Below are 25,715 nucleotides of genomic sequence, written 5' to 3' on the forward strand. Positions count from 1 at the left end.
ATAAATTATGGCTCAAAGATATAATACAAAGAAAAATAGCAAGTTACGTAATCTTCTTTTGTGCATTAACAGAGATTTGTTCGTCATAGAAAATTATATGCAAGACGAAGAGTATTCTTTTTCGGAGTTGGATTATCTTATTATGGCCTTAGAAGATCGACGCTTCATTAAACATAACGGAATAAACATTATTTCTGTTCTGAGAGAAGTATTAAAGATGATACGTAGAAAAAAACACGGAGGGGCTAGCACCATTGATATGCAAATGGTGAGGACAATTACGAACTATAGGGAGTTGACGTTGAAGAGAAAACTATATGAAATGCTCTTGGCATATTTGGTTAATCGAAGATTTACTAAAGAGTAAATAATGAAGTGTTACATTGAAAATGCTTTCTTTGGTACTGGTTTGATCGGCATCACGAATACAGTTAAGAAAGTTTATAACAAGGATATGGAGGCACTATCATCATATGAAAAAGCGAGGATCGCGGCAATGTTATTGAAACCACGCCCAAAAAATGCAGACTCTACATGGGAGTTAGCGGTTCATACTCGAGCGATCTACGCGCAACAAGTGAGGAGATTTGTAAAAAATGGCTAAAAATAAAGTATATGTACTGGCTTTATCAATATTTTTGAGTGACAGTGGCTCGCTATCTGCATATACAATACCTTCCATCATTTTCACTTTAACTTCAGTTAGTTTATTAGTTATATAATTAGTGTTTTTGTAGGCTTGATCAACCAAGCGTAATGCTTCACTATAATCAAAAGCGCCAATATTAATTAGGCTATTGAGATTCAAATCAATCATCCTGTGTGCTTGACTAAATTTAGCATGCACCTCATTTTCGAATCGATTGGCTAAGGTGTATAAATTATTGTTATTTAAACTAATAAAGATATAATTTAATCTTTTATTCCAGTCAGTAACACATGCTCTATAGTCGCTACGTAATTTTTCATCAGTTGAATTGCGCTGTATAGCAATAATCAACTGGCGTGTTTTATAAATCCTATCGCTCGACAAAAGAATAATTAGCTCTATTATTTTTTCCAGGGCGGCAACATCCAGCTCGCTACGTTTATAATATAACTGGCTATTCATCTGTTTTTTCTGGAATTTATGTGATAACAACAAGCCCACTACGCCTGTCAGAAAGAATGTAAAAATAATTTTTAACACTTCGTTCATAGTGAGTCTGCCGCCTCTCCAAAAATCGCTCCAATGCCTACTTATCGTACAGTAAAATCTTTAAGTTAAGTATGCTGACATCAACGTTTAACTTCAGACATCAGTTAATCATAACCATATACATATAGAAATTTTGGTATGTATTAGGTATGATTTGTTCTGTTTGTAAGCCCTGTGGTGGGGTTTACATAGAAAGCAGGATTGTATCATTAACATGAAGCCTTGTGGTGGGGGTTCATGTTACATGAAGTAGTTAAATCACCTTACACTTGTCCATGCGAGCATACGTAAGGTCTGAGGTTTGAGCGTGCCTACAACGCTTAGGAAGAGATACAGCTATTTGCATGTATCCAAAATGCAAAAACCCCCTGACATCTGTCTAGAAACTTGGCGGAATCAGCAGAAGTCAAGGGGTCATAAAGCAGGCGCGTCGCCTGTGAAGGATTATAACGCATGCACCATATAACACAACACCTGGCCGCCATAAGACAAGGCCAGCGTGAATGACAGTCTGAATCTTCGCGTCGATCGACGTCACCGTGGTACCCACTCCACGGTCTGCAAATGCCCATATCCGGAGTATATCCGCCCGGTCTACCATAAACAGCTTGCCGGTGAGCATGGCCGTGCGCTGCGCAACCTTCAGTACCGGGATAAAACAACTGGTAAAATGGTGCTACGCCGGCGCGTATCGGCCGATCCGATATTCACCTTCCTGCGTGCCGTTAATGGCCGCAAAAGACAGTTATCCCGTGTACGTCAGGATTTACTGGATGCCCTGTACGTCCTGTTCATCAGTAAGGTCGATCTGGCCACGTCTATCGTGACCACTAACCTGTCTCAGATGGCCAATGAACTCAGCCCCCGCGACAGTGAGGGCACCGTCATCAGGGATAAGGCGATGACGGTGCACCGTATATCGCGCCTGGTTAAGGATCTGATTGAGTGGGGCTTCCTGGAAGCGCCCGAAAGCGAATGGGATGCGGTGAACGGCTGCCGTTTTCCCAAGCATGTCATCTTGACGGAAATGAGCTGGCGGCTGACCGGCATTGATATGGACAAACTCCGGATACAACAGGAAATGCGTCAGCAGGCCGTCGCTGCCGGCATTCTGCCCCCCGGAGAGGACGTCAGTGACAGGTCTCTGCGCCGCCGCTGGTATGAGAACATGCGCGTCCAGACGCTTATTAAACGTCGCTCCCGGGCGGTTGAAGAGAAGATGAAGCGTAAACTTCAGGAACTGCCCTTCGATGAACGTAAGCGTCAGGTCTCAGAGCGCATGTTCCGCACGCTGAAGAATAACATCCTCGATTACACCCCAGCAGAGTTCGAAAAGCTCGTCTGGAAGCAGCTTTACCAGATGGAACTGGTGTACCTCGATCCCCCGGTCCCTCACAGAGCGCATTAACGCTGCTTTTTCAGCCTCCGCTTGACTGCGGAGGCTTCCTCACGTCTCCAGCCCACCACCGGTCAAAAATCACACACCAACACATCTGTATGACGCGCTGGCAGCGACAGTTCCGCGCATTTATCGCTTCCCTGCTGCGTTATCAACATTAATCCGCAAACGGGCAAAGGCGGTTGTCTGCAACAGAGGCAACGTTACCCGCAAAATAATCTTTCCTTCGGAAAACAAAATATTCTGTATATATACATACCTGTTCACTTCCTGAATTCTGTGGATAACGGGGATTAAAAAGGACTTCGCTTGCAGCGGCGTTGCCGCGCCGCTCAGGATGTGGATAGCTCCCGTCGCTACGCAACGGGCCCTGGTCCGGAAATAACACGTAATCCCGGCAAACCCGGATAACTCCATGCCCCCCTTACCCACTAAAAAGCCGCGCCGCCCCCGGCCGAAGGCCGGGAACACCACCGCTTTATAATGGATGTTGTAACTAGGAACGGTGTCGCTTCAGGAGATGTCGTTTTAGTACAGGGGAACACGCCCGTAAGCGGCCCTGACGGCCCGCATAACGCGGAGATACGCCCCGTCGGCGGCTACGCCTTGTCGGGACCACTCCGACGGCGTACAGCGGCTTACACGACGCTGAAAACGGGTCTGGCTTAGCAGGAAGGGGGGTGGAATTGTGAAACCTTTCATACCAGTGCGGCAGAGCCGCGCTACGGCGACCCTTACCGGTTGCGTTATACAGACGTGCAGCTGTCGCCTTTATGCCCTTCGGGCATCACTCCCGGGCAGGCTTACCTCCCCGCTCTCGTTCAGGCTGAGGGGGGCTTTGTATGGGGTTCAGATGAACCGGGTCATAAGGGCAAAAAGGAAAAGATGACCGGCGTAGGCATAATAAAAAAAGTGACGTGGTATAAACCGTGCGCCTGATACGAGCGTTCTTACCGAATAAAGCGCCATTACCGGCAGGATAAAGGTTGGCAGAATGGCGAACACAAGCGCGGTAGCTGGCTGGATCAGAAGATGGCTGGCGCCGTTCAGGCAGACCAGCGCGCCGGTACTTACCATTATGGCCATAATCCTGATCCTTACCGGCAGCTGCAGCTGCGTGAGCGCCAGGCCGGTCACCAGAATGAGCCCGGTGATACCGTAACTGGCGGGAGTTAACGGCCATACCAGCAGCATCAGCAGTATTATGCCGGCGCACAGGCCGGCGGTTCCGTAACGCTGACTCAGGGCCAGCAGCTGCGTGACGCCGGCGAAGACAAACAGGATGTTCAGTGCATACCAGGGGTAGTGTCCGGCAAAAGCCCACGCGAAGACCGGCTGGGTAAGGAGCGCCCAGATCCACAGCCGGCTGGCATGTTGTTGATACCGATCGGGATTGCGGTTCACGTTCATGGCCCATACCAGCGCAAACAGCGGAAACGCCATTCTCCCCAGTGCATAGAGTTCCGGAAGAGGTTTCGTCAGAAACAGAGTATTTGCGTGGTCCAGTATCATGGATATCAGTGCCAGCACTTTCAGCATATCGATGCCGGCCGGGCTGATGGCTGTCATGCTTAACCGCAGCCGGGGTGTCAGATACAGATGGTTCATCATTACTTACCTCAGCAGGGACGCAGACAGTGAATATATAATCCTGCACCCATTTCCAGAAAATGCGGCCGATACAGCTCGGGAATCCTATTCCGGCCTTAGCAAGGATCTTCTTCACAATTGACTCTGGCTTATCCCGGATTACCAGCATCGCTTCTATTTTATTTTTATTATTGAGTGCAATGGTTAAATTGTGAAAACTATTCATGACCCCTCCCGATAATAACATTTATTATCGGCATGAATATGAAATAATTTAGCTTAAAAACTGTTCACTTAACTGTTTTTTAAATTATTTCGTAAAAGTACTGTTAAATTTAAATTTAAATTTTGTTTTGCTCATATAATGCATCTTGCTACAATAAAGAATGCTCATACAAAGAAATTGGTGATCATTGATGCTTGCTGAGTCGATTTTTTGTCTAGTTCTATACGTCATCTATTTTGTTTTTATCTTTCTTCAGAAAGATTCTGTGCTTTGGGTTGTGGCTGCATTGACATGTATAACCGGAGCACTGGCTTCTTATGGTTTTTACCATAGCAAGGATATCTGGAACGCAGCCGATCCGGTCTGGTATATAGCAGCGGCATTTGGATTCATGCTTGCCCTGGTGCCGGGTTTTGTTTTGTCAGGTTTCGCGGCCTTTGCCTTGCGGCAGGAAAGAAGCAACCAGAATAAAGGTTATGAGTGATATTCACACGCAGCCCGTTTATTTAGGGCTGCTATTTTTTATTGTTCTGACCACGGTTCAAGGCAGGGTAATGTTGTCACAACCCGATACTTACCGTTAAACCGGTGTTTCTGTCCGCCTCTTGTCCAGATCGTTACCACGAAGCCTCCACCCTGCTCGTTTTCTGGCAACATTCTGTCTGATTGTTCCATCATAAGATGTATACAAAACGGGGCATCACTTTCATCTTCAAAAGTAGTTCGAGAGCGTCACGGCCTTCATAGGATCCCCGACTGATAACGACATACTTAGTGCCACGCATCTCAGACAGCATGCCTTTAGCAGCATCCGGCACCAGTAAACGAGCTGCACCGGCGTTACAGCTTAAAAAAACCAGACCGGCGGCTGCATGCTCAGTATTCCAGTAGTTGGTTTGCCTGATAGCCTGACCTTCATTCACGATGTTGATTTTAGTGTTCATATTACCTCCGTATAATTGAGATACTGTGTACTATAAAAATTCATTCATATACATACAAAGTGTGCTTTTTGATACTTAATACACTATATTGTTCCCTCATTACTGATATGTTTTATATATGTACAAACAATAAAAAATGGATAGATGAGATGAGAAAAGACGGTGTAGACGAGCTTCTTACCACAGTAGAAGCGATGCTGAATAAGGCAAAAGCGGAGAATAAATGTTCCAGACCTGATGCTAAAAGCATGTTTGAGCATCTTCGTAGTTCACTTGAGTATATTGCTCATGATATAAACGAGGCGTTACCAAATCCCAAGAGAAAAATATATTTTCCATACGGTAAGGATGAGCAAAGCTTTAACGAAAGTATTGTCAGAAACATGCCAAGTGTAATTCAGTTCTTACCGAATGTCTATGCCATGATTTCTGACTTACAGCCACATAAGTGCAATGATTACTGGCTGGTTATTATGTGTGATTTAACCAACGAAGCCAAACATAACAATCCCATTAAAACCAGAGAAGATACAAAAAAAAGTTACAATATTTCAACTCCGGGCATCAAACTGAATGGGTTTGGCGGTCCTAATTTAACAATGAAAAATGTGACAAGTTATGGAAAAAAAGTAAATGATGTTCTTATTAATGATGGTGCTTTAACCATAACTGAAAATGGCGATATTTTTGCAAATGTCAGCATAGAAGAGAATAATATCATTATGATTGATGGGCACCCTTACTCTCTTTTTGACTTCATTCTAAAATGTCTTAATAAAATCAGAGCGTTTGCTGAAGCTTACTACAAACTTGTATCCCCAGCTTAATTTTAAACTTACAAAATTTATACCACTACGAGCTTTCTACTCGGCATTAACTGTCAATGCCGGAAAAGATAAAAAGCCGCTGAAGCGGCTTTTTATCTGATGTTTACCGGTTAAGCTGCCAGTGTCGGCATTACCCCTCTCGTACGGTAAACAACTCCTTCGCGTGTTTCCCCCCTGACAGGAATTTATCCCTCTCTATCACCATCAGATTCCACTTCTGGATAATTTCCATGAAGAGTTCCCGTGTCTCAAACAAATGGCTGCTCTGGAAGGGTTGAAGGCGCTGTACACTGTCGCTGACATACTCGTTATACAAGTTGCTGTCGTTTTTCAGATTAGCAAGCGCTCCCTCACCCAGCCGGATCATATCGTCCAGAGCAATCACCATTTCCGTCATGGCCTTTTTTTTATGCTCTGCGGCATATATTCCGTAGGTCTCCATCCTGAACGATAGCGATTGCATATTATTAAGCCAGTCCTTGTGGCTTATCAGCAGTGCTTCTAGCTGGCTGACCGCATATGCAAATCGTTTCTCGTTATGTTCATAGTGCCTGTTGCCGTTGACCTCAGAGCAGACCGCCAGGGCTTTCTGGGCGCGCAAGATGAATTCATTTTTGATGCCGAGGTGGATAACGTTTTCGTTGACGAATTCTATGGCCAGCCGGTACCCCTCCTGAGCAAAAAACTCGGACAGGAACCTGCGCGCACCGCGCCAGGCAACTACAGCCGCCGCGGCCATCGCGATATTGGCAAAGGCAATGATCCAGTTGCTGACGTCGCTTGTTTTGGCTGTACCGTTAAAAATAATCAGCATCAGCAGTACGATGAGGAACAGCACAAATCCTGTCCGCAGCCACCTGTCAGTGTTGCTTTCCTTCCGCATCATTTTTCCTTCTCCTGCCTACGCTAATGTCAGGCCGTGTGAAAATCCAGACGGCGATCTTCCAGCATGGTGATAAGGCTGTTCAAATCGAGCCCGCGCCTGTCACGGGTGATGTCCTGATACACTTCAAGCATGGCATCGTAGTGGGCATTCAGATCCCGTTTGCTGACGCCGTCTTTTTCCCAGATGGGCTTGGAGCCGTCGCCCTCATCGATCCACTGCAGCAGCGCCGCCATCTGTGTCAACCTTTGCTGGCTTTCCGGAAAGCCACTGAACTGTAGCGTAAAGCCTTTACGTTTCTGCTGATAATCAACGATTGCGAGCTGCTTCTTTACTTCATCGTAGTGACTCTCCGCGCGGGCCTTATCAAGCACTCTGCTGATTTTGCTGAACAGATCCCTGATCTCTACCACGCGGGCCAGATCGCTGCAGACCTCTTCGCAGGGTTCTGCTTCCATAAGAGAAACCACGTTATGAGACTGAAGGCTGCGATGAATCGACGTGAGGCCTGCACGGTCCAGTGAAAAAAACCAGTGCATACGCTGCAGGTAGACTTGGCGTACTAACGTTAATTCGGTAATGGTGCTTCGTGGGTTATAAGAGCCGTTGTCCAGTACGTTCGGTGGGTTTCCAGCATTCTCATACAGGTAAGTCTGATGAATCTGGAAATAGAGGCCCAGCCTCTGACCTAGCGATATGCTTTCTTTCACCCGCTCCTGTTCACTGCGGCCGTAATGGCGGTCAATGCCCTGAGCGATATATGAGCGCACCAGATCGGAACGGGTCGGTTTATAAGGCGTCTCGACGGAGGCAATGATGTCATCCAGTTCGTTTACTTCCTGCTGAGTAATACGGATTTCCAGTCTCTGATCTTTGATGTCCACTATGGCCTCACTTTGTTAGGGGTTTACCGTACACATTACCATTGCGTACGGTGGTGTACGTTACATTACGTAAAACACCATGCTTTGTACACCGTTGTTTGTGATTATTTTTCTTTATCTCACTGCAGATCCGAAAAAAGGCAAAGTCGGATCTCCAGACTGCAGCAGGGTTGTTTTGAAAAAATGCCGGAGATGGAAGCAGCGTAGTAAGCTGATTTAATGATGTAAGAATAAATCTTACATTAAGATATGGAGGAGTTATGGCTCGTACGATGACGGTGGACGTGGGTGATGAGCTGCATGAAAAGCAGGCTGAATCCAGACTTCAGGAACTGCGCGATCTGCTGGCCGAAGGGATCAGCAGCGGCGAGCGAAACCATGGAACAAGAATGCATTCCTGAGGAATGTCAGGGCCAGGGTGGCAAATGAAAGAGATTGAGCTGACACCCAAAGCAGAAGAGGATCTGGAGGCCATCTGGGACTACAGCTTCAGACAGATCGGGGTTGTTCAGGCGGATGCATAGATCGGTCGTATAGCTGCAGTATTTGATGTGCTGGCCATGCATGATATCGGCACGCATTGTGCAGAGCTGGGAGACGATATCTGCACACTGCCGGTAGAACCGGCATACGATCTATTTTGTATCATCACATTCTATGGTTACGGTCATTCGTATTCTCAGCCAGTCTCAGGATACGGCGCGACATGCACCCTGGAGATGACCGGGGAACAGGATTCTCAAACAATATAAGTTAATTGTGAGGTCGACATGACCAAAAAAAACATTGTGTATGGACTCTTTCATTATTATTCATTTCGCTTATAAAAAAAACGCTCCCGGACGGGAGCGTAAGCCAGTGACTTCGGCGTCAAATGAGGGTCTGACAAGTGGAGCTGCGGGTTAATTCTGGGTGATCTGGCTGCGATGCTTTTCCGCCTGTTGCTGATGAATAACGGAAGACTGGCCATTATTCGCCTTCTCATGCACAACAGCGGCTTTCTCATGCTCGCTCATTTCGGAAAATGGCTTAGCAGTTTCTTGGGTGTTCTCAGGTTTGGCTTTCATCATTTTTTTATGCATTTCAGCCATGTCCTGATGGGCGGCAGAATTGCCGTTTTGCATCATTTCATGGGACATTGCGGCCTGATCGTGACCGCTCATATCCATCATTTTCATGCTCTCCCCCTGAACTGCACTTTTTTCAGCGGATGATTGCATCTGATGGGCAGGCGCCTGGGCATTATTTACCTGGTCATGCATGTTCATTGTCTCTGCAGCCCAGGCAGATGAAGCGACAGCCATCATGGCAATAAAGGATACAAGGATCTTTTTCATGGTTGGGTCTCCGGTGTTTTCATACCCGAACAATCAATGCTTATAACAGAGAAAGCATTTGATCTCAGGGCTGGTTGATCATCACGCCAGGAACCGGGCGATTGAATTATCACGCTGTCCTGATTTATGGCTGATTATAAAAAACCGCCTCTGTTTATCGCGTGACTGAACGATGACATTTTTGTCACCTTCCGGGTTTCTCCTGAATAACGGTATTAATCCATTAACAGACGCACACTGAACACAATTTCCCGCCCCTGCTGTTCTGCTGACAGCTCGCCGCCGTGAGCATGAATGATCGACCTTGTAATTGATAATCCCAGCCCCGCGCCTTCCGTGTTGTAGAACCTTGATGAGTCTGCGCGATAGAACCGGTCAAACAAACGTTCCAGATTAGCGGGAACCTGGCCGGACATCGTATTCGTAATCATCACGTTCACACAGTCACTGTCACGCTCAAGGTGTATCGCTGTACAGGTGTTATCGGGAGAATACTTGATTGCATTGGAAAGCAGGTTACTGAAAGCACGTCGGAGCATATCGCTGTCTCCGGCAACAACGCCCTCTCCTTCAACCGTGATTGTCTTTCCTGTTTCGTCTGCCAGGGGCTCGAACAACTCACGTAATTCATTCAGTTCGGCTGCCAGATCCACATCATGTTTATCCAGCCGCAGCAGACCATGCTCTGAACGTGCCAGAAAAAGCATGTCACTGGTCATTCGTGACAACCTTTTCAGTTCTTCCAGGTTAGCGAATAAAATTTCGCGGTAATGCGAAACATCCCTTTCCTTAGCCAGTGCAAACTGCGTCTGCATCATCAGATTACTGACTGGTGTGCGCAGCTCATGCGCGATGTCAGACGAGAAATCTGACAGTTTCCGGAATGCCCCCTCCAGGCGATCAAACATATTATTGAACTCCTGCATGGTCTCAGAGATTTCCGGCGGAGCCAGATCGGGATTTAGACGCTGATCCAGGCTGTGTACGGTCATGGAGGAAGCCAGACTGGTCATTTCCCGTAGCGGTTTCAGACCAATACGTGTGGTCAGCCAGCCCAGAAAAACAGAAATAAAGACCAGACCGATATTGAACCAGAACAGCCAGGTACTGAGTTTGTCCATAAACAGGGTGTGATACCCAGTATCCGTGGCAACCGTAATGATGACATGTTTGCTTTTACCCTGTTCCGGCGTCACGGCAACCCGCCGCGAGATACTGCGGTACACGGTGTTATTTTCTTCCGTCTGGATCATATAGTCGAGAATATCACCCGACTTATTAAGCAGGACCGCTGGAACAACAGAATTTTTGGCATAGAGTTCAACAATTTTTTCATTTTCCATGTTTTTTATAGAAATGAATAAGCCATTGTGCCCCACCATCGCATCGTTTATTTTTTCTGATAATGACTTAATATCCGTTTTGTTCCTGAACGTCTCTGTTTTAAGAAACTCTTCGGTGAGCTGAAGTTTACCTGTCAGAAAATCGCGGTCCTGATTATCGAAATAGCCATTCAGGGTGCTAATCAGGATAAAACTTGATAACCACCATACCGTAAGCATCACCGCAGAAAAAATCAGGCTCAGGCGTGTGGTCAGGGAAATTTTGAACCTCACTCTTCTCTGATCTCCAGGACATATCCGGCACCGCGAACGGTATGGATCAGTTTTGGCTCAAAGTCATCATCAATTTTACTTCTCAGACGTCTCACGGCGACATCAATCACATTCGTATCACTGTCAAAATTCATGTTCCAGACCAGGGACGAGATAAGACTCCTGGGTAACACTTCTCCGGTGCGTTGCAGCAGCAACTCAAGCAGAACGTATTCTTTACCGGTGAGATGGATCTTCTTCCCCGAACGGATCACGGTCCGGCGCACCATATCAACGGTCATATCGGCGATGGTGCAGACTGTTGCGGCCTGCGAGCGTGCCCGGCGCAGTAGGGTTCTTACACGTGCAACCAGCTCCGTAAAATCAAAGGGCTTAATCAGGTAGTCATCTGCGCCAAGCTCCAGTCCTTTCACTTTGTCCCGCACGTTGTCCTTTGCGGTTAAAAACAGGACCGGTTCTTCGTGCCCGGACTCCCTCAGTGCGCTGATGATTTGCCACCCGTCGAGGAAAGGCAGCATCACGTCCAGTATTATCAAATCATACTGTCCCTTCGACGCGGCCCCGAGACCATCGCGGCCATTATTAAAGAGATCGGCCTGATAGCCTTCCTCAACCAGTCCCTGCTGCAGGTAACGACCTGTTTTTTGTTCGTCTTCAACGATTAAAATACGCTGCATGGTCAACTCGCTGATATGAAAGTAAAAATCTCACGCATGAGCTTTGGCTGTCCCCTAGCTGATCTGAGACGGAGCAAGCATTCCAAGCCACGCTACGGCGCCCAGAATGATAATCGCAACAACGAATTCTGTCAGGATGCTGTTTCGCATCAGGGCAACGCTGCGATCATAATTCCCTTCCCTGACCATAACTTCAAGCCGGGGACCCAGGTGAAACCGGTTTGCTGCAGCCAGAAGAAGCATCAGAACAAACAGAGCCGTCTTGGCAAGCAATATCCTCCCCCAGGAACTGTTGAATAAGGGAGTTAAGTTACCCTCAGCAATATACAGATAGTTGACCAGCGCACTCAGGATCAGGGCTACAACAATCACCGTTCCTGCCGTGGCAAATTTTGCCAGGGAGTCAGATATCACAATGACGCTCTGTGCATTATGCTCGTTTCTGCGCATCAGCAGGATAGCAAATGCAACCAGAGCACCTGTCCAGGCACCTGCAGCGCCGAGATGGGTCAGATCGCTCAGTAAATGGAGATAGTAATGCAGACCGTCATGCATAACGGCGTGTCCTCCCCAGGCAAGTGTAGCCAGCGCCACGCCCCCACTCATCGTCATCAGCAGGCAGGACAATACTCTCTTATTAGTGTAAAGGAACAAAGCACCGAGTGTGGTAAACAGGGCACAGAGCCTGACAATCCAGCTAATACCCACATCAGTTTCTTCTATCACCATCTCGATAACATGGATGGATAATTCTCTGAAATCAGTTACTCCGCTCATGGCATTAGATACCAGGAGCATATTAATGCCAGTAAGAATGATACCTGCAACAACAGCAAAGGTTATAAACGACCTGAAATTAGTCAGGTTATACGTTTCATGTCTGACACTGCTTATTCCATATATCTGAAAAAATGGCAATCCAAATATTACCATCAAATCCAGATAAAGAAGAAAACGAATAACAATCATAATCAGGTCATTCATAATATTACTTCACTGTAAAGGTGTAATTACCGGTAATAGGGTGCGTATCTGAAGAAACCGCGCGCCAGTCAACACGATAAGTGCCAGCGGGTAAAGGCTCTCGCGGAATAATGACCATCGATTTAGGGTCAGCGCCTGGCGCCACTTTTGCCGCGACCGGCATCGGAGAATGTGATGACATGCCTTTCATACCCGTCATCGTTAATTTTGCACCTGAGAATTTCACGGTCAGATTTTCCGAGAAATTAAGCTGAATCTTTTCCGGGGCCGCTACGGCTGAATCAGCCTGTGGCACAGAGCTTTTTAATTCCGGATGGGCCATAGCAGAGAAAGCAACGCCCATAACGAGGCCACCTGTAAGAATGGCTTTATTTAAAATCGACATTTTATTTACCTGTTTAGTTGAGTGTTTTATATCAGTGCGTTAAAACCAGATTCTGGCTCCCGCCAGGAATACTACCTGATGGTCTTTCTCACCTTCTCTTTTCGCCATATCGGATGTTTTCCCGTAAAGTTGATTCCAGGAAACGCCTATATAGGGTGCAAACTCACGGCGTATTTCATAGCGCAGCCGGAGCCCCAGCTCTGTGTCAGTCAGTCCCCTGCCGCGACCCCGCGATTCATCATCCTGACTGTAGAAATTCACCTCATAGGATGGCTGGAGTATGAGCCGGTTAGTCAGTAAAACGTCGTATTCTCCTCCCAGACGAAGGGCTGCTTTTCCACCATTACTGACAAAACCCGTAATTTCAGACTCAAAATTATAGAGTGCCAGCCCCTGAAAACCGACAGCAGCCCAGGTCCGGGCAGAAGCAGGTCTGAAATCCTGCCTGACACCCGCAACCAAATCCCACCATGGGCCAACCGCATGTCCCCAGAGTAACTGCGCTTCAGCCGCCTCCGTTTCCCCATTGCTTCGTTCACCTTCACTCTTTAGCCAAATCCGATCTGTGTCGCCTCCAATCCAGCTGTTAACACTCCAGCTGAAATTGTTGGTGTTATCCGACCGTTGCCATTCCAGTTGATCCAGCAGAACCAGATAATTAATCGCACTGTCGTGAATCGCATGCCCCTGTAAATTGCCGAATGCAGCCTTCCGGTCGGCATCGGTAACAGGCGGAATTGGCGTTCTGCTCTCAGTTACAATGGGCTCCATTGACGTCATCTCAGTGAAATTCTCATCTGCTGGCATCTGCATGGCAGACATGTCGTGCCCGGCGTGGGGATCTGCAGAGACGGAGCCCGCCGCAATAGAAAGCTGTGAGGTAAACAAACCGGCGACCAGAACAGGTATGGCCTTCAAATTTCTCTTCATTCGCATCATTCCTCCACCCGGACTTCACGAAACATTCCCATTTCCATGTGATAGAGCAAATGGCAGTGATACGCCCAGCGGCCAAGCGCATCTGCTGTCACTCTGTAACTGCGTTTTGTACCAGGGGGAACATCTATTGTGTGTTTACGAACCATGAAATTACCGTTTTCATCTTCCAGATCGCTCCACATACCATGCAGGTGAATGGGGTGAGTCATCATGGTATCGTTGATCAGCGTGATCCTGAGCCGCTCACCGTATTTCAGCAGCACCGGTGCGGCATCTGAAAACTTGATTCCGTTAAATGACCAGGCAAACTTTTCCATGTGGCCGGTTAAATGCAGTTCTATGGTACGGCCAGGTTCACGTCCGTCAGGATCCTCAAAGCGGCTTTTCAAATCCGCGTACGTGAGAACCTTTCTTCCGTTATTTCGAAGACCAATACCCGGATCATTTAATTTCGGAGAGACGCTCATCGCCTGCATATCAACCAGTGGGTTATCCGTTTCTGACGCAGGATGACTTTGCATACCCGGCATTCCGGCCATCCGGGAATGATCCATACCGGCCATGCTGCTGTGATCCATGGGCGCGGAGGATGTCCCGCTATCCGGAAGGTCAGCACCGTCCATAGACATCATCTCTCCGCTGTTATCCATGCCTCCCATCTGGCTGTGGTCCATTCCTGCCATATCATGTCCCATTCCCCCCATACCCATATCTTCCATGGTCAACAGAGGACGGGGATCGAGGGGGGGAACTGCAGCACTTAACCCCTCTCTCGTGGCCAGTGTCCCTCGAGCGTAACCGGTCCTGTCCATGGATTGTGCGAAGATGGTATAGGCCTCACCCTGAGGCTCCACAATGACATCATAGGTTTCGGCAACGGCAATCCTGAATTCGTCAACGGTAACCGGGTTTACATACTGGCCATCTGCAGCCACGACCGTCATTTTCAGCCCGGGGATACGGATATCGAAATAGGTCATTGCCGAGCCGTTGATAAACCGTAAGCGTATCTTTTCACCGGGACGGAACAGTCCGGTCCAGTTTTTCAGCGGGGCCTGCCCGTTCATGAGATAGGTGTAGGTGTAGCCACTGACATCCGCGAGGTCAGTCGGATTCATTTTCATTTCAGCCCACATTTTCCGATCGGCAATGGTGGCTGACAGCCCCCTGGTATTCACGTCGCGGAAAAAAGAGCCAACGGTTGGTTTATTGAAATTGTAGTAATCCGACTGTTTTTTTAATTTTTTCAGCAGGCTGTGAGGATTTTCATCGGTCCAGTCAGACAACATGACCACATGCTCACGATCGTAAGCAAACGGTTCTGGCTCCCTGGCATCGATGATAATGGCACCGTATACCCCCTCCTGTTCCTGCAGACCGGAATGGCTGTGGTACCAGTAAGTCCCGTTCTGCTTAACCTTAAAGGTGTAAACGTAGGTATCATCAGGCTCTATGCCCATAAAACTCAGCCCCGGAACACCATCCATATTGGCCGGAAGAATAATGCCGTGCCAGTGAATGGACGTCTGTTCATTAAGACGGTTTTTGACCTTCAGGGTAATGGTGTCACCTTCTTTCCAGCGAAGAACGGGCCCCGGCAGGCCTCCATTGATTGTTTTGGCCTGACGCTCACTGCCCGTGATATTGACGGCCGTTTCACCAATGGTCAGGTCAAACTGAGTACCCTGCAGGGATGCGGCAACTGGCAGGCTCAGACTGGAACGCGCATTGAAACTCCATACGCCAAGACTTCCGGCTACGCCAGAGAGGGTTAACCCCTTCAGGAAAGTTCGTCGAGACGTTTTCAACAGCATGCGCATTCCCTTATTTAAAGTATGGTTACTGACAGAATTCGAGAACCGATTTAAATTAAATTACTGGTTCATCCACTTACAATGAAATGAATCTAGCACACCTTAAGAAACAAATTCATTACAATCGTGTAATGTACATAGCTGTATTACATTTACGTCATCTTCCCCACAGGTTGATTATTTTTATATATGATCATAAGGACATCTTTTATGTACCTCAGAAGGTAATTACACATGAATATATTAATCACGACCACTGCGTTTACAGCTTTATTTTGTGGGGCAGCTTTTGCTCAGTCCAGTGATATTGCCCATGAAGCACATCGATTTGTTAATAATGCCTCAGCCGTCAGTCATGTGAACTCCTCGACGCATGAAAACTTACCGGACAGGGTTAATAAAAACAACACGCCCTCATTCTCTGAAATGAATGAACATGAAAGGGCCATTGTTGCTCATTCATTTATGAACAACAGCGCGTCCTATGCGCATCAGAAAATGATTGAGGAACATAAAAAAATGCTGTCCGGCAGTGATGCAAATTCAAAGACCTCGTCTTCTTCTTTTAACGAACTGAATGCCGGAGAAAAAGCCGCTCTCGTGCATGAGCAGGTCAATAATGCCGGTGCGGAAGCACATCAGACGCAGGCAAGAAAGCTTCGCGGGCTGTATTCGACCAGGTAACTGCAGGCGGGTTAGTGCTTAGCGTCAGGTGCGCAGCAGGGCTTTACTGACGGGTTACGTAGCAGGACATGAGCCCCATATTGCTCTGCCGTAACCTGTTTCAGTCCCGTTAATCATCACCGTCGGGCTGGTCATACAGTTCCCAGAGCTTCAGGAGCAAACGGGAAACAAGATATGTTACAAAAATGACGACCATCAACGGTGCTCCCGATTAACTGACAGATGACACGCCTCCTGAAAACCCCTAGCATACGCCGCAGTGTTCATGCTAACGGCGAATTCCAGTAAATGTATTCTACCGATGTCGTAAAAGAAAATGCCTACCTTTCAGCCACCCGCTCGGGGCTGGAATCGAACGAGATCGCTACTCTTCAGCGCTCCTTGCCTTCCCGGTTTAATCTGCGGCATTTGAAAAAAATGAATCATTAAAACTCGTACTGCAAAAGAAAGCGGGAAAATCACGTGTCGTGGCCTATAAATTTACGTCCGGTTCATTTAATTACACGGCGTATCGTATATCAGATAAAAAGTTCTATAACCTTTCCGATACTTCCGGGAAAGGCAGTCTCGATTATCCGTTACCGGCCACAGCAAGACTCAGTTCGCCTTTCAATCCTGCAAGACTTAACCCGGTATCGGGAAAAGTGAGTCCCCATAATGGCATTGATTATTCCATGCCCATGAAACGAAAATAGTCAGCGTCATCGACGGAAAAATCACCCGGGCCGAATACAACAGTACCATGGGATATTTTGTTGAAGTAACGGGAAAAGCCGGTGTTAAAACTCGCTATCTCCACCTCAATAAAATACTCGTTACTAAAGGGGCCAGGGTTACCCGGGGAGACGCTATTGCGTTATCCGGTAACAGCGGACGTTCATCCGGTCCTCATCTGCATTACGAGCTGGTCATCAATAACAATCCTGTTAACTCACTGGCGTTCCGGGCAGCGGCACCCGCTGATAACAAACTTGAACAGCATGCCTTTGCGCATGCCAGAGACTACGAACGATACCTGGACTGATAACGGGGCCGCGACGCGGCCCCGTCTGCCGGATTAATTTTTTTTATCGTTTTCACTTCCTTGATGTTGATGATCTCCATGCCCTCCGTGGCCGTGGAAAAGATGCATTAGCGGGCAGACCAGCAATAACAGATATGGCCAGTAACCTGCCACATGTGACCAGTGTTCGCGCAGGAGGGCAAATGCCGCGATCGCGGCGACAGCAATAAGCGCATAGGTGGTACTTTTCATACTGGACTCCTTCTGTTCGTAACAGCCCCTTCACTCAGTGTTATTTCCCGAGCCTGACACTTTTCAGACGCAACGCATTCACAATGACGCTGACGGAGGAAAGAGCCATGGCCGCCGCCGCAATAACTGGCGACAGCAGTATTCCATACACAGGATAAAGCAGACCTGCAGCCACAGGCACGCCAAGTGCGTTGTAGATAAATGCAAAAAACAGATTCTGTCGGATATTTTTCATGGTGATTTCTGACAGATGACGGGCCCTGTTCAGTATCATCAAGTCGCCTTTGAGAAGGGTGACTCCGGCACTTTCAATTGCCACATCTGTACCCGTTCCCATGGCTATACCCACGTCAGCCGCTGCCAGCGCCGGGGCATCATTCACACCGTCTCCGGCCATCGCAACCACATGGCCAGACGCTTTCAGTCGGGTTATCACTGCTTTTTTGCCATCCGGCAGAATCCCGGCTTCAACCTCATCTATTCCCAGTTTCCGTGCGACTGCTTCAGCGGTAAGCTGGTTATCCCCGGTGAGCATAACGATGCGGATCCCCGCCTGACGCAAAGCTTTAAGCGCATCCGGCGTGGTTGCTTTCACGGGATCCGAGATAGCTATCAGGCCTGCAAGGTGCCCGTCTGTGGCCACATAGATAACGGTAGCGCCTTCCATCCGCAACGTATCCGCAACGGCCTTTTGATTATCAATAACGATACTGTTTTCCTGCATAGCCAGTTCATTACCAATAACAACCCGTTGACCTTCGACATCGCCTGAGACACCTTTACCCGACGGCGCATTGAAATGAGTGACTGCGGGTATTGCGATCCCCTTTTCCTGTGCTGCTTTAACTACTGCCATACCCAGCGGATGCTGCGAGCCTTTTTCCACTGCGGCCGTTACACGCAAAAGAGATGTTTCCCCACCCGGATTGAGACTGATAATCCCTGTCACCGTCGGCGAACCTTCCGTGAGCGTGCCTGTTTTGTCGACAACCAGCGTGTCCACTTTTTCAAGACGCTCAAGGGCTTCGGCATTCTTGATTAACACCCCGGCCTGGGCTCCTTTGCCCACCCCCACCATTATCGACATCGGCGTGGCCAGCCCCAGCGCGCAGGGACAGGCAATAATCAGGACCGACACAGCCGCAATGAGACCGTGCGCCATCCTGGGCTCGGGCCCCCAGACAGACCAGATCATGAAAGCAACAACCGCGATAAGTATCACCAGAGGAACAAACCAGCCTGAAACGCTGTCAGCCATTCTCTGGATGGGGGCCCGCGAACGCTGTGCATCAGCGACCATCTGAACAATTCGTGAGAGCATCGTTTCATCACCGACTTTCTCTGCACGGATGATAAGACTACCTGTCTGATTAATGGTCCCCCCGATGACAGGGTCACCCTCCGTTTTGGTAACAGGCATAGATTCCCCGGTCACCATCGATTCATCAACGGTTGTTTTGCCTTCGACCACGATACCGTCGACCGGAATACTCTCTCCAGGTCTGATGCGGAGCTTATCGCCAGGCAGGACATCTTCCGCATTAATATCCGTTTCATGACCGTCTTGATCCAGCCGCCTGGCGGTTTTGGGGGCAAGGTTAAGAAGCGCAGTAATGGCACCTGAGGTTTGTTCCCTTGCCCGCAATTCAAGGACCTGTCCCAGCAGAACAAGCACCGTAATAACAGCTGCGGCTTCAAAATAAATGGCCACCAGGCCATCCATGTTTCTGAACGATGCAGGAAACCAGGAGGGGAAGACGGTTGCAATGACGCTGTAAACCCAGGCTACGCCGGTCCCCATTGCAACAAGGGTAAACATATTCAGGGAGCGGTTACGTAACGACATTCCGGCCCGGGCGAAGAATGGCCAGCCACACCACAAAACGACAGGAGAGGCCAGAAGTAACTGCAGCCATGTGTTGTACTGTGGCGGTACTGTATTCCTCAAAGCGGGAAACAGATGAGAACCCATTTCGAGTATCAAAACCGGAAACGCCAGCAACAACCCCAGCCAGAAGCGTCTTGTCATGTCGCGAAGTTCATCACTCGTCCCCGTGGATGCCGTAGCTACGAGCGGCTCCAGTGCCATTCCACAGACAGGACAGCTTCCGGGACCACTACGGCGTATCTCCGGATGCATCGGACATGTCCACACACCTTCAGAAATCTCTTTCTCCGCCTGGCGGTGAGACTGTTTTATCTTATCAGGGCTGACTTCATGGTGGTCGTGGTGATGGTGATGTTCACTGGCATCTTCGGTAAAATAATGATCGGGATGGGCTTTAAATTTGCTCTCACAGCTGGCGGAGCAGAAATAAAGCTGATGGTCCTGGTATCGAATGCTGCTGTGCGCCTTGTCAGGCAGGATGACCATCCCGCACACGGGATCTCTCACCTTATGCAATGCGTGACTCTCGTCCGGGGATGATGTCTGCTCAGAAGCAGTCTGGTTGTTATGTTCCACTGCATTGTCATTTTTCACAGTAACTCTCCTTATGCATATCTGAAGCATTTTCTGTCTTCAGGATATGTCATGGATGCGATTACCACGAATGCCGCCGGCATAAGAGTGCCTGCTGCCGGCGTCCCGTTATCAGCCGTTCCGCTGACTATTCGATTCGCTGGAAGACTTTTTTACTGCCCTCCGGTGAGAATGCGATAACATCGTAAGCCTCTTTTCGGGCCCCCATCTCCATTCCCGGACTTCCTGCTGGCATACCGGGGGTGGCGAGACCGTATATACCCGAACCAGACTGCATGGCCTTATGTATCGTTGCCGCAGGCACATGGCCTTCAATGATCAAATTACCTACAACCGCGGTATGACAACTTCGTAGTCCAGCAGGAACAGCATGCTTTTCTTTCAGGGCTGACAGCGCCTGATCATTCATGACGTGAGTTCGCACTTCGAACCCGTCTTTTTCCATCGCTTTGCCCCACAGGGAACAACAGCCACAGTTTTCAGATTTGTACATATCAATGACTTTTTCACTCGCCATTGCAGGCAGTGACAGGCCGAGAGCCAGGGCCATTAGAACCACTTTTTTCATACTCACCTCTGTATATTATCGATATAAACCCTGACGTCAGGGTGAATCAGTGCAGAAGGACGCCCACTGGGGGCGCCCTTTCAGGGTTATGACACGCTTTTTTTATGTCTGCGCAGCCAGATTAATTTGTAGGCGGCAGGAATAATGAACAGGGACAGCAGCGGAGCCGTGATCATCCCACCAATCATTGGCGCAGCAATACGGCTCATGACTTCTGAACCTGCGCCGGTTCCCCAGAGTATTGGCAGCAGACCCGCAATGATCACCGCCACGGTCATGGCTTTCGGCCGGACACGCAGTACGGCACCATGATAGAGGGCTTCATCAAGACCTTCCGGTGTGAACGTCTCTTTACGGGACAATTCCGGGTGCGCTTCAATGGCATGACGCAGATACATCAGCATGACCACGCCAAACTCTGCTGCCACCCCGGCCAGGGCGATAAACCCGGTTCCGGTCGCCACTGACATATGGAAGCCCTGCCAGTACAGGAACCATATTCCGCCAACCAGGGCGAACGGCAGGCTCATCAGGATCAGCAGGGCTTCGTCAACCCGGCGGAATGCCAGATACAACAGGATGAAAATGATCATCACCGTCATCGGCACCATCAGCTTCAGTTTCTTGTTGGCATGCTCAAGCAGTTCAAACTGTCCGGAGAATGCCACACTGGTTCCCGGTCTCAGTTTCACTTTCTCGCTGATGGCCGTCTTAATGTCGTTAACCACCGACACCATGTCCCTGCCGCGGGCATCAACATAAATCCAGCTGGCTGGCCGGGCATTTTCGGTTTTCAGCATGGTTGGTCCAGAAACGACGTTAATATCCGCGACATCGCCCAGCGTGATCTGCTGCTTCATCGGGGTCAGGATCGGCATCTGTTTCAGCGCCTGCGGACTGTTCCGGTAATCCTGCGGGTAGCGAATGTTAATAGGGTACCGGGCCACCCCTTCAACCGTCTCACCCACCATAGCACCTCCGATTGCTGAAGAGACGAACAGCTGGACATCACCTACCGTCATCCCGTAGCGGGAGGCTTTCTCCCGGTTGATATCGATATCGATGTAGCGCCCGCCCTCAAGTCGCTCAGCCAGGACAGACACCACGCCAGGCACGGTTTTGGCTACCGCCTCGATACTCTGCGCCGTCGCGTCGATATCGGACAGAACAGTCCCGGACACTTTGATACCTATCGGGCTTTTGATCCCGGTTGAGAGCATATCAATACGGTTACGGATAGGCGGCACCCAGAGGTTTGCCAGACCCGGTAAACGGACTGTCCTGTCGAGTTCATCAATAATCTTGTCAATTGTCATGCCGGGACGCCACTGATCCTCAGGTTTGAGCTGGATCGTGGTTTCCACCATTTCGAGCGGCGCGGAATCCGTTGCGGTCTCTGCTTTACCGGTCTTGCCAAATACAGAAGCCACTTCAGGAACGCTTTTGATTAACTTGTCTGTTGTCTGCAGGAGCGCTGCAGCTTCTGCCGGAGAGACGCCAGGCAAGGTCGACGGCATATACAGCAGATCGCCCTCGTTAATCTTCGGCAGAAATTCACCGCCCACCTGACTCAGTGGCCAGATAACCGTGAAAATGGACAAGGCCGCAACCAGCAGGGTTGTTTTTGGCCAGTGGAGGACCCGCAGCAGCAAAGGATGATACGCTTTGATCAGCACCCGGTTCAGGGGGTTACTTGTCTCGGCAGGAATTTTCCCCCGGATCCAGAATCCCATCAGAATAGGAATGACGATGATGGCCAGTGCGGCCGCTCCCGCCATGGAGTACGTTTTCGTGAATGCCAGCGGGCCAAACAGACGACCTTCCTGCCCTTCCAGGGTAAAGATAGGAATAAAGGACAGGGTGATGATCAGCAGGCTAATGAACAACGCGGGTCCCACTTCCACGGAGGCGTCGGTAATCACCTTCCAGCGGGTGGCGTTGTCAATCTGCTCACCCGGATGCTGATGATCCCACTCCTCAAGCCGTTTGTGCGCATTTTCAATCATCACAATGGCGGCATCCACCATCGCACCGACGGCAATCGCTATCCCTCCCAGCGACATGATATTGGCGTTCAGTCCCTGGAAGTGCATGACGATAAAGGCGATACACAGGCCAAGCGGCAGAGAGATAATCGCCACCAGGGCAGAACGTACGTGCCACAGGAACAGAGCACAGACGATGGCCACCACGATAAACTCTTCCAGAAGTTTGGAACTGAGGTTATCAATCGCCCGGTCGATTAACTGGCTGCGATCGTAGGTGGTCACGATTTCAACGCCTTCCGGCAGGCTGGCCTTCAGCGTCTCCAGTTTATCCCTCACTGCCGTGATAACGTCGCGCGCATTTTTACCCGACCGCAGGATCACCACGCCGCCAGCGACTTCTCCCTGGCCGTTCAGCTCGGCAATACCACGCCTCATTTCGGGCCCGGTCTGCACGCGGGCAACATCCCGCAGATAAACCGGCACGCCGTTCTCACCTGTTTTCAGGACGATGTTATTAAAATCATCAATGCTCTGAAGATAACCGCTGGCACGGACCATATACTCCGCTTCGGCCATTTCAACGGATGAGCCACCGGCCTCCTGGTTAGACGATTCAAGTGCCTGTTTCACTTCGGGCAGGCTGATACCGTACTGGGACAGTTTTACCGGATTGACCTGAATCTGGTACTGTTTCACCACGCCGCCAACCGAAGCGACCTCAGCCACGTTCGGGATGGTTTTCAGCTCAAATTTCAGGAACCAGTCCTGCAGAGAGCGCAGTTCTGAAAGGTCGTGTTTTCCGTTGCGATCGACAAGGGCATATTCAAATATCCAGCCCACTCCCGTGGCGTCCGGGCCGATTTCAGAGCTCACACCCGCAGGCAGTTTGCCCTGAACCTGATTCAGGTATTCCAGCACGCGCGAACGGGCCCAGTACAGATCGGTGCCGTCTTCAAAAATGACATACACATACGAATCACCGAACTGTGAAAAGCCACGCACGGTTTTTGCGCCAGGTACGGACAGCATGGTGGTGGTAAGCGGATAGGTGACCTGGTTTTCTACAATCTGCGGGGCCTGTCCGGGATAGCTGGTTTTAATAATGACCTGCACATCTGACAGGTCAGGCAGCGCATCGACCGGCGTGTTAATTATCGTCCATGTGCCCCAGATGCTGAGAAACAGTGCGCCCATCATGACCAGGAAACGGTTGGCGACAGAGCGCCGGATAATCCATTCAATCATCGTCGTCTCCTCAGTGCCCTGAATGCATATTTACAGGCTGCTCAGACATTGCTGGCATACTGTTTTCTGTTTTTTCAGGGTGGCGCATACGTTCCAGCGCGCCCGTAATATTGGCTTCGGAGTCAATGAGGAACAGGCCACTGACCACCACGGTATCGCCTTCATTCAGGCCGGAGCCAATGCCGGACTGTTGCTGTGATTCATGCAGAACGTGGATCTGTTTCGGCACAAACTTGCCTTCATCATCAACAGTAATCACGCGCTGTTCTTTGCCGGTATCGATAACGGCCTGGCTTGGTATCAGCAGCATCTCCTGGCTCTTGGTATTCAGTTTCAGATAGGCATTCATGCCCGGCTTGAGAAACTCATCCTTATTAGAAACCTGGAGACGGACCTGAAGCGTACGGGTTGTCTGATCCACGCTGGGAAGAATGTTCCATTTTTCGACATGGAATGTTTTATCCGGATAAGCCGGTACCGAAATTTCAAACTGCGACGTATCTTTCAGCAGATATGCGATAGATTCTGGCACTGCAGCGCTGATCCAGACCGGGTCCATCCCCTGAATCTGAGCCACTACTTTATCTTTCGAAATATTCATTCCGGTGCGCAGGTCAAACGCAGTAATGACACCATCAATAGGTGCTTTAATGGTAAAACGGGTCTGGATTGTGCGGGTTGAACGCAGCCTTTGAATATCCTCTTCCGGCATACCAGCTAGACGAAGTCGCTCCAGAACCCCTTTTATCTGGGTTGACGTACCGCCTGTACCGGATAACAGCAGGAACTCACTTTGTGCCTCAACCCATTCAGGAATGGTGATATCGATAAGCGGAGTGCCTTTCTTCACATGATCGCCAATCGTCAGGGGATACACTTTTTCGACGAAACCGTCAGAGCGCGCCTGCACAATGACAAACTGATACTCGTTGTAACTGACATTAGCCGGGATTGTCTGAGAATAATTCAGCATTCCTCGCGTGACTTTTTGCGTTTTTAATCCCAGATTCTGAACCTGCGTTGGATCGATACGGATCCCGCCACTGCTTTTATCGCCGCTTTCATCAGCATATTTTGGCACCAGGTCCATATCCATAAAGGGAGATTTTCCGGGTTTATCAAATTTGGTATCCGGTTTCATCGGGTCATACCAGAAAAGTACCTTTCGCTCCGGTGCCTTTTGTTCGGTTTGTACTGTTTTTTGTGATGAGTTTACATACTGCCAGGCAGTAACCGATATCAGCCCTCCTGCTATGAGGCTGCTGATAATTATTGCAGCATATTTTATCTTTAAAGAAGCCATACAATTTCTCGCTGAAAAATCAAAACACCTAGCATATGCGCCCGATCATTCATTCACAGTAATCCCTTAATGAATGTTCAGGCGCACTGGATGTATTCGCTCCGGACTGATAATCAGGATTGCGTAACGTTAATGCTTTTGAGTAAGGAGATATTGCCCTGCTGAATAAACGAGAAATCGACATGGTTGCCGGTTTTCAGGGCATTGATAGCGTCGTCTGCATTAACAAAAGTGAAGCGCATGGTCATTGCAGGCCAGCCCACAGCAGGGATTGCTTCGTGCGAAATGGTAATCTTTTTACTATTCATATCAATGTCTTTAACGACACCGGTGCCCTTGATAACCTGCTGTACCGAAGCATCACTGGCAGCATTCATATCGCCATGCTGATGTGTTTCAGCATGAAGACCGGCAGAAAACATGACAGAGAAGGCACCAAATAAAACGGCTTTAAGTGAATTACGCATTTTTAATTTCCTGATTAATT

22 protein-coding genes and 5 pseudogenes are annotated in these 25,715 nt (G+C 49.0%); 9 read left to right on the forward strand and 18 right to left on the reverse strand.

Annotated features, from left to right (window positions below; all coding sequences use genetic code 11):
* Positions 1-142: 142 nt before the first annotated feature.
* Positions 143-604 (forward strand): annotated as a pseudogene (locus tag DW58_RS21560) (transglycosylase domain-containing protein).
* Here DW58_RS21560 and DW58_RS20580 read toward each other — a convergent pair.
* Positions 542-1,198: a hypothetical protein gene (locus DW58_RS20580; protein ID WP_024548187.1), complete on the reverse strand. Its 657-nt coding sequence runs from the start codon at positions 1,196-1,198 to the stop codon at positions 542-544. The pseudogene DW58_RS21560 and the gene DW58_RS20580 overlap by 63 nt on opposite strands.
* Before the next feature lie 499 nt (positions 1,199-1,697).
* Between DW58_RS20580 and repA the strand changes: the two genes are divergently transcribed.
* Positions 1,698-2,606 carry a plasmid replication initiator RepA gene (gene repA, locus DW58_RS01665; RefSeq protein WP_024548186.1) on the forward strand — a complete coding sequence of 303 codons (909 nt, stop codon included), beginning with the start codon at positions 1,698-1,700 and terminating at the stop codon, positions 2,604-2,606.
* Positions 2,607-3,446: 840 nt separating this feature from the next.
* Here the strand turns inward: repA and DW58_RS01675 are convergent.
* Positions 3,447-4,208 (reverse strand): TraX family protein, encoded by a 762-nt coding sequence (locus DW58_RS01675; RefSeq protein ID WP_322785757.1) that lies wholly within the window; start codon positions 4,206-4,208, stop codon positions 3,447-3,449.
* A gap of 470 nt (positions 4,209-4,678) precedes the next feature.
* Between DW58_RS01675 and DW58_RS01680 the strand changes: the two genes are divergently transcribed.
* Positions 4,679-4,897 (forward strand): hypothetical protein, encoded by a 219-nt coding sequence (locus tag DW58_RS01680; protein ID WP_152525605.1) that lies wholly within the window; start codon positions 4,679-4,681, stop codon positions 4,895-4,897.
* A gap of 38 nt (positions 4,898-4,935) precedes the next feature.
* On the opposite strand, the pseudogene DW58_RS01685 reads toward DW58_RS01680, so the two are convergent.
* Positions 4,936-5,357 (reverse strand): annotated as a pseudogene (locus tag DW58_RS01685) (hypothetical protein).
* A gap of 149 nt (positions 5,358-5,506) precedes the next feature.
* Here DW58_RS01685 and DW58_RS01690 point away from each other — a divergent pair.
* Complete coding sequence (locus DW58_RS01690) at positions 5,507-6,184, forward strand: hypothetical protein (RefSeq protein WP_024548182.1); 678 nt, start codon at positions 5,507-5,509, stop codon at positions 6,182-6,184.
* 130 nt (positions 6,185-6,314) lie between these two features.
* Here DW58_RS01690 and DW58_RS01695 read toward each other — a convergent pair whose 3' ends face one another.
* Entirely contained in the window at positions 6,315-7,070 is a 756-nt protein-coding gene (locus DW58_RS01695; RefSeq protein ID WP_024548181.1) for a hypothetical protein, read from the reverse strand.
* A gap of 26 nt (positions 7,071-7,096) precedes the next feature.
* Positions 7,097-7,951 (reverse strand): hypothetical protein, encoded by an 855-nt coding sequence (locus DW58_RS01700; protein ID WP_024548180.1) that lies wholly within the window; start codon positions 7,949-7,951, stop codon positions 7,097-7,099.
* A 260-nt stretch (positions 7,952-8,211) separates the two neighbouring features.
* Between DW58_RS01700 and DW58_RS01705 the strand changes: the two are divergent.
* The 3 genes and pseudogenes from DW58_RS01705 (at position 8,212) to DW58_RS21275 (ending at position 8,674) form a co-directional block, all read left to right on the forward strand.
* Positions 8,212-8,390, forward strand: a pseudogene (locus DW58_RS01705) (type II toxin-antitoxin system ParD family antitoxin).
* Positions 8,356-8,475, forward strand: coding sequence for a type II toxin-antitoxin system RelE/ParE family toxin (locus DW58_RS01710; RefSeq protein ID WP_007374422.1), 120 nt, complete (start codon positions 8,356-8,358; stop codon positions 8,473-8,475). The pseudogene DW58_RS01705 and the gene DW58_RS01710 overlap by 35 nt, the downstream one beginning before the upstream one ends.
* 36 nt (positions 8,476-8,511) lie before the next feature.
* Positions 8,512-8,674: pseudogene (locus DW58_RS21275) on the forward strand (type II toxin-antitoxin system RelE/ParE family toxin).
* A 179-nt stretch (positions 8,675-8,853) separates the two neighbouring features.
* On the opposite strand, the gene DW58_RS01715 reads toward DW58_RS21275, so the two are convergent.
* From DW58_RS01715 to pcoA, 7 genes are all read right to left on the reverse strand, one after another.
* Complete coding sequence (locus tag DW58_RS01715; protein WP_004118347.1) at positions 8,854-9,288, reverse strand: hypothetical protein; 435 nt, start codon at positions 9,286-9,288, stop codon at positions 8,854-8,856.
* Positions 9,289-9,503: 215 nt separating this feature from the next.
* Complete coding sequence (gene pcoS, locus DW58_RS01720; protein ID WP_002436614.1) at positions 9,504-10,904, reverse strand: copper resistance membrane spanning protein PcoS; 1,401 nt, start codon at positions 10,902-10,904, stop codon at positions 9,504-9,506.
* The gene (gene pcoR / locus DW58_RS01725) at positions 10,901-11,581 is read right to left on the reverse strand and encodes a copper response regulator transcription factor PcoR (RefSeq protein WP_001188930.1); all 681 of its coding nucleotides are present in this window, start codon (positions 11,579-11,581) and stop codon (positions 10,901-10,903) included. Before pcoR ends, pcoS begins: the two co-directional genes overlap by 4 nt.
* Positions 11,582-11,635: 54 nt before the next feature.
* Positions 11,636-12,514 (reverse strand): copper resistance inner membrane protein PcoD, encoded by an 879-nt coding sequence (gene pcoD / locus DW58_RS01730; RefSeq protein ID WP_322785756.1) that lies wholly within the window; start codon positions 12,512-12,514, stop codon positions 11,636-11,638.
* A 55-nt stretch (positions 12,515-12,569) separates the two neighbouring features.
* Positions 12,570-12,950: a copper resistance system metallochaperone PcoC gene (pcoC, locus tag DW58_RS01735; RefSeq protein WP_000025662.1), complete on the reverse strand. Its 381-nt coding sequence runs from the start codon at positions 12,948-12,950 to the stop codon at positions 12,570-12,572.
* 39 nt (positions 12,951-12,989) lie between these two features.
* A complete protein-coding gene (pcoB, locus tag DW58_RS01740) occupies positions 12,990-13,880 on the reverse strand; it encodes a copper resistance outer membrane transporter PcoB (protein ID WP_001378118.1) in 891 nt (296 codons plus the stop codon).
* 5 nt (positions 13,881-13,885) lie between these two features.
* Positions 13,886-15,703, reverse strand: coding sequence for a multicopper oxidase PcoA (pcoA, locus tag DW58_RS01745; RefSeq protein ID WP_000925242.1), 1,818 nt, complete (start codon positions 15,701-15,703; stop codon positions 13,886-13,888).
* A 234-nt stretch (positions 15,704-15,937) separates the two neighbouring features.
* Here pcoA and DW58_RS01750 point away from each other — a divergent pair, with 234 nt between their 5' ends.
* Both DW58_RS01750 and DW58_RS21280 read left to right on the forward strand, forming a co-directional pair.
* Positions 15,938-16,387 carry a copper resistance protein gene (locus tag DW58_RS01750; protein ID WP_001023257.1) on the forward strand — a complete coding sequence of 150 codons (450 nt, stop codon included), beginning with the start codon at positions 15,938-15,940 and terminating at the stop codon, positions 16,385-16,387.
* A gap of 288 nt (positions 16,388-16,675) precedes the next feature.
* Positions 16,676-17,411 (forward strand): annotated as a pseudogene (locus DW58_RS21280) (peptidoglycan DD-metalloendopeptidase family protein).
* Positions 17,412-17,444: 33 nt separating this feature from the next.
* Here the strand turns inward: DW58_RS21280 and DW58_RS01755 are convergent.
* The 6 genes from DW58_RS01755 to cusF all read right to left on the reverse strand — a co-directional run bounded on the left by DW58_RS01755 (position 17,445) and on the right by cusF (position 25,695).
* Positions 17,445-17,642, reverse strand: coding sequence for a DUF2933 domain-containing protein (locus DW58_RS01755; RefSeq protein WP_000843497.1), 198 nt, complete (start codon positions 17,640-17,642; stop codon positions 17,445-17,447).
* A 40-nt stretch (positions 17,643-17,682) separates the two neighbouring features.
* Entirely contained in the window at positions 17,683-20,154 is a 2,472-nt protein-coding gene (gene silP, locus DW58_RS01760; protein WP_129244003.1) for an Ag(+)-translocating P-type ATPase SilP, read from the reverse strand.
* Positions 20,155-20,251: 97 nt separating this feature from the next.
* Positions 20,252-20,692, reverse strand: coding sequence for a DUF411 domain-containing protein (locus DW58_RS01765; protein WP_002436620.1), 441 nt, complete (start codon positions 20,690-20,692; stop codon positions 20,252-20,254).
* 86 nt (positions 20,693-20,778) lie between these two features.
* Positions 20,779-23,925 carry a Cu(+)/Ag(+) efflux RND transporter permease subunit SilA gene (silA, locus tag DW58_RS01770; protein WP_000574021.1) on the reverse strand — a complete coding sequence of 1,049 codons (3,147 nt, stop codon included), beginning with the start codon at positions 23,923-23,925 and terminating at the stop codon, positions 20,779-20,781.
* 10 nt (positions 23,926-23,935) lie between these two features.
* Complete coding sequence (gene silB, locus DW58_RS01775) at positions 23,936-25,228, reverse strand: Cu(+)/Ag(+) efflux RND transporter periplasmic adaptor subunit SilB (RefSeq protein ID WP_001485328.1); 1,293 nt, start codon at positions 25,226-25,228, stop codon at positions 23,936-23,938.
* 113 nt (positions 25,229-25,341) lie between these two features.
* Positions 25,342-25,695, reverse strand: a complete 354-nt coding sequence (gene cusF, locus DW58_RS01780) for a cation efflux system protein CusF (protein ID WP_001246153.1) — start codon at positions 25,693-25,695, stop codon at positions 25,342-25,344.
* Between the last annotated feature and the right edge of the window lie 20 nt (positions 25,696-25,715).

Source organism: Siccibacter turicensis LMG 23730 (assembly GCF_000463155.2).
GTDB lineage: Bacteria > Pseudomonadota > Gammaproteobacteria > Enterobacterales > Enterobacteriaceae > Siccibacter > Siccibacter turicensis.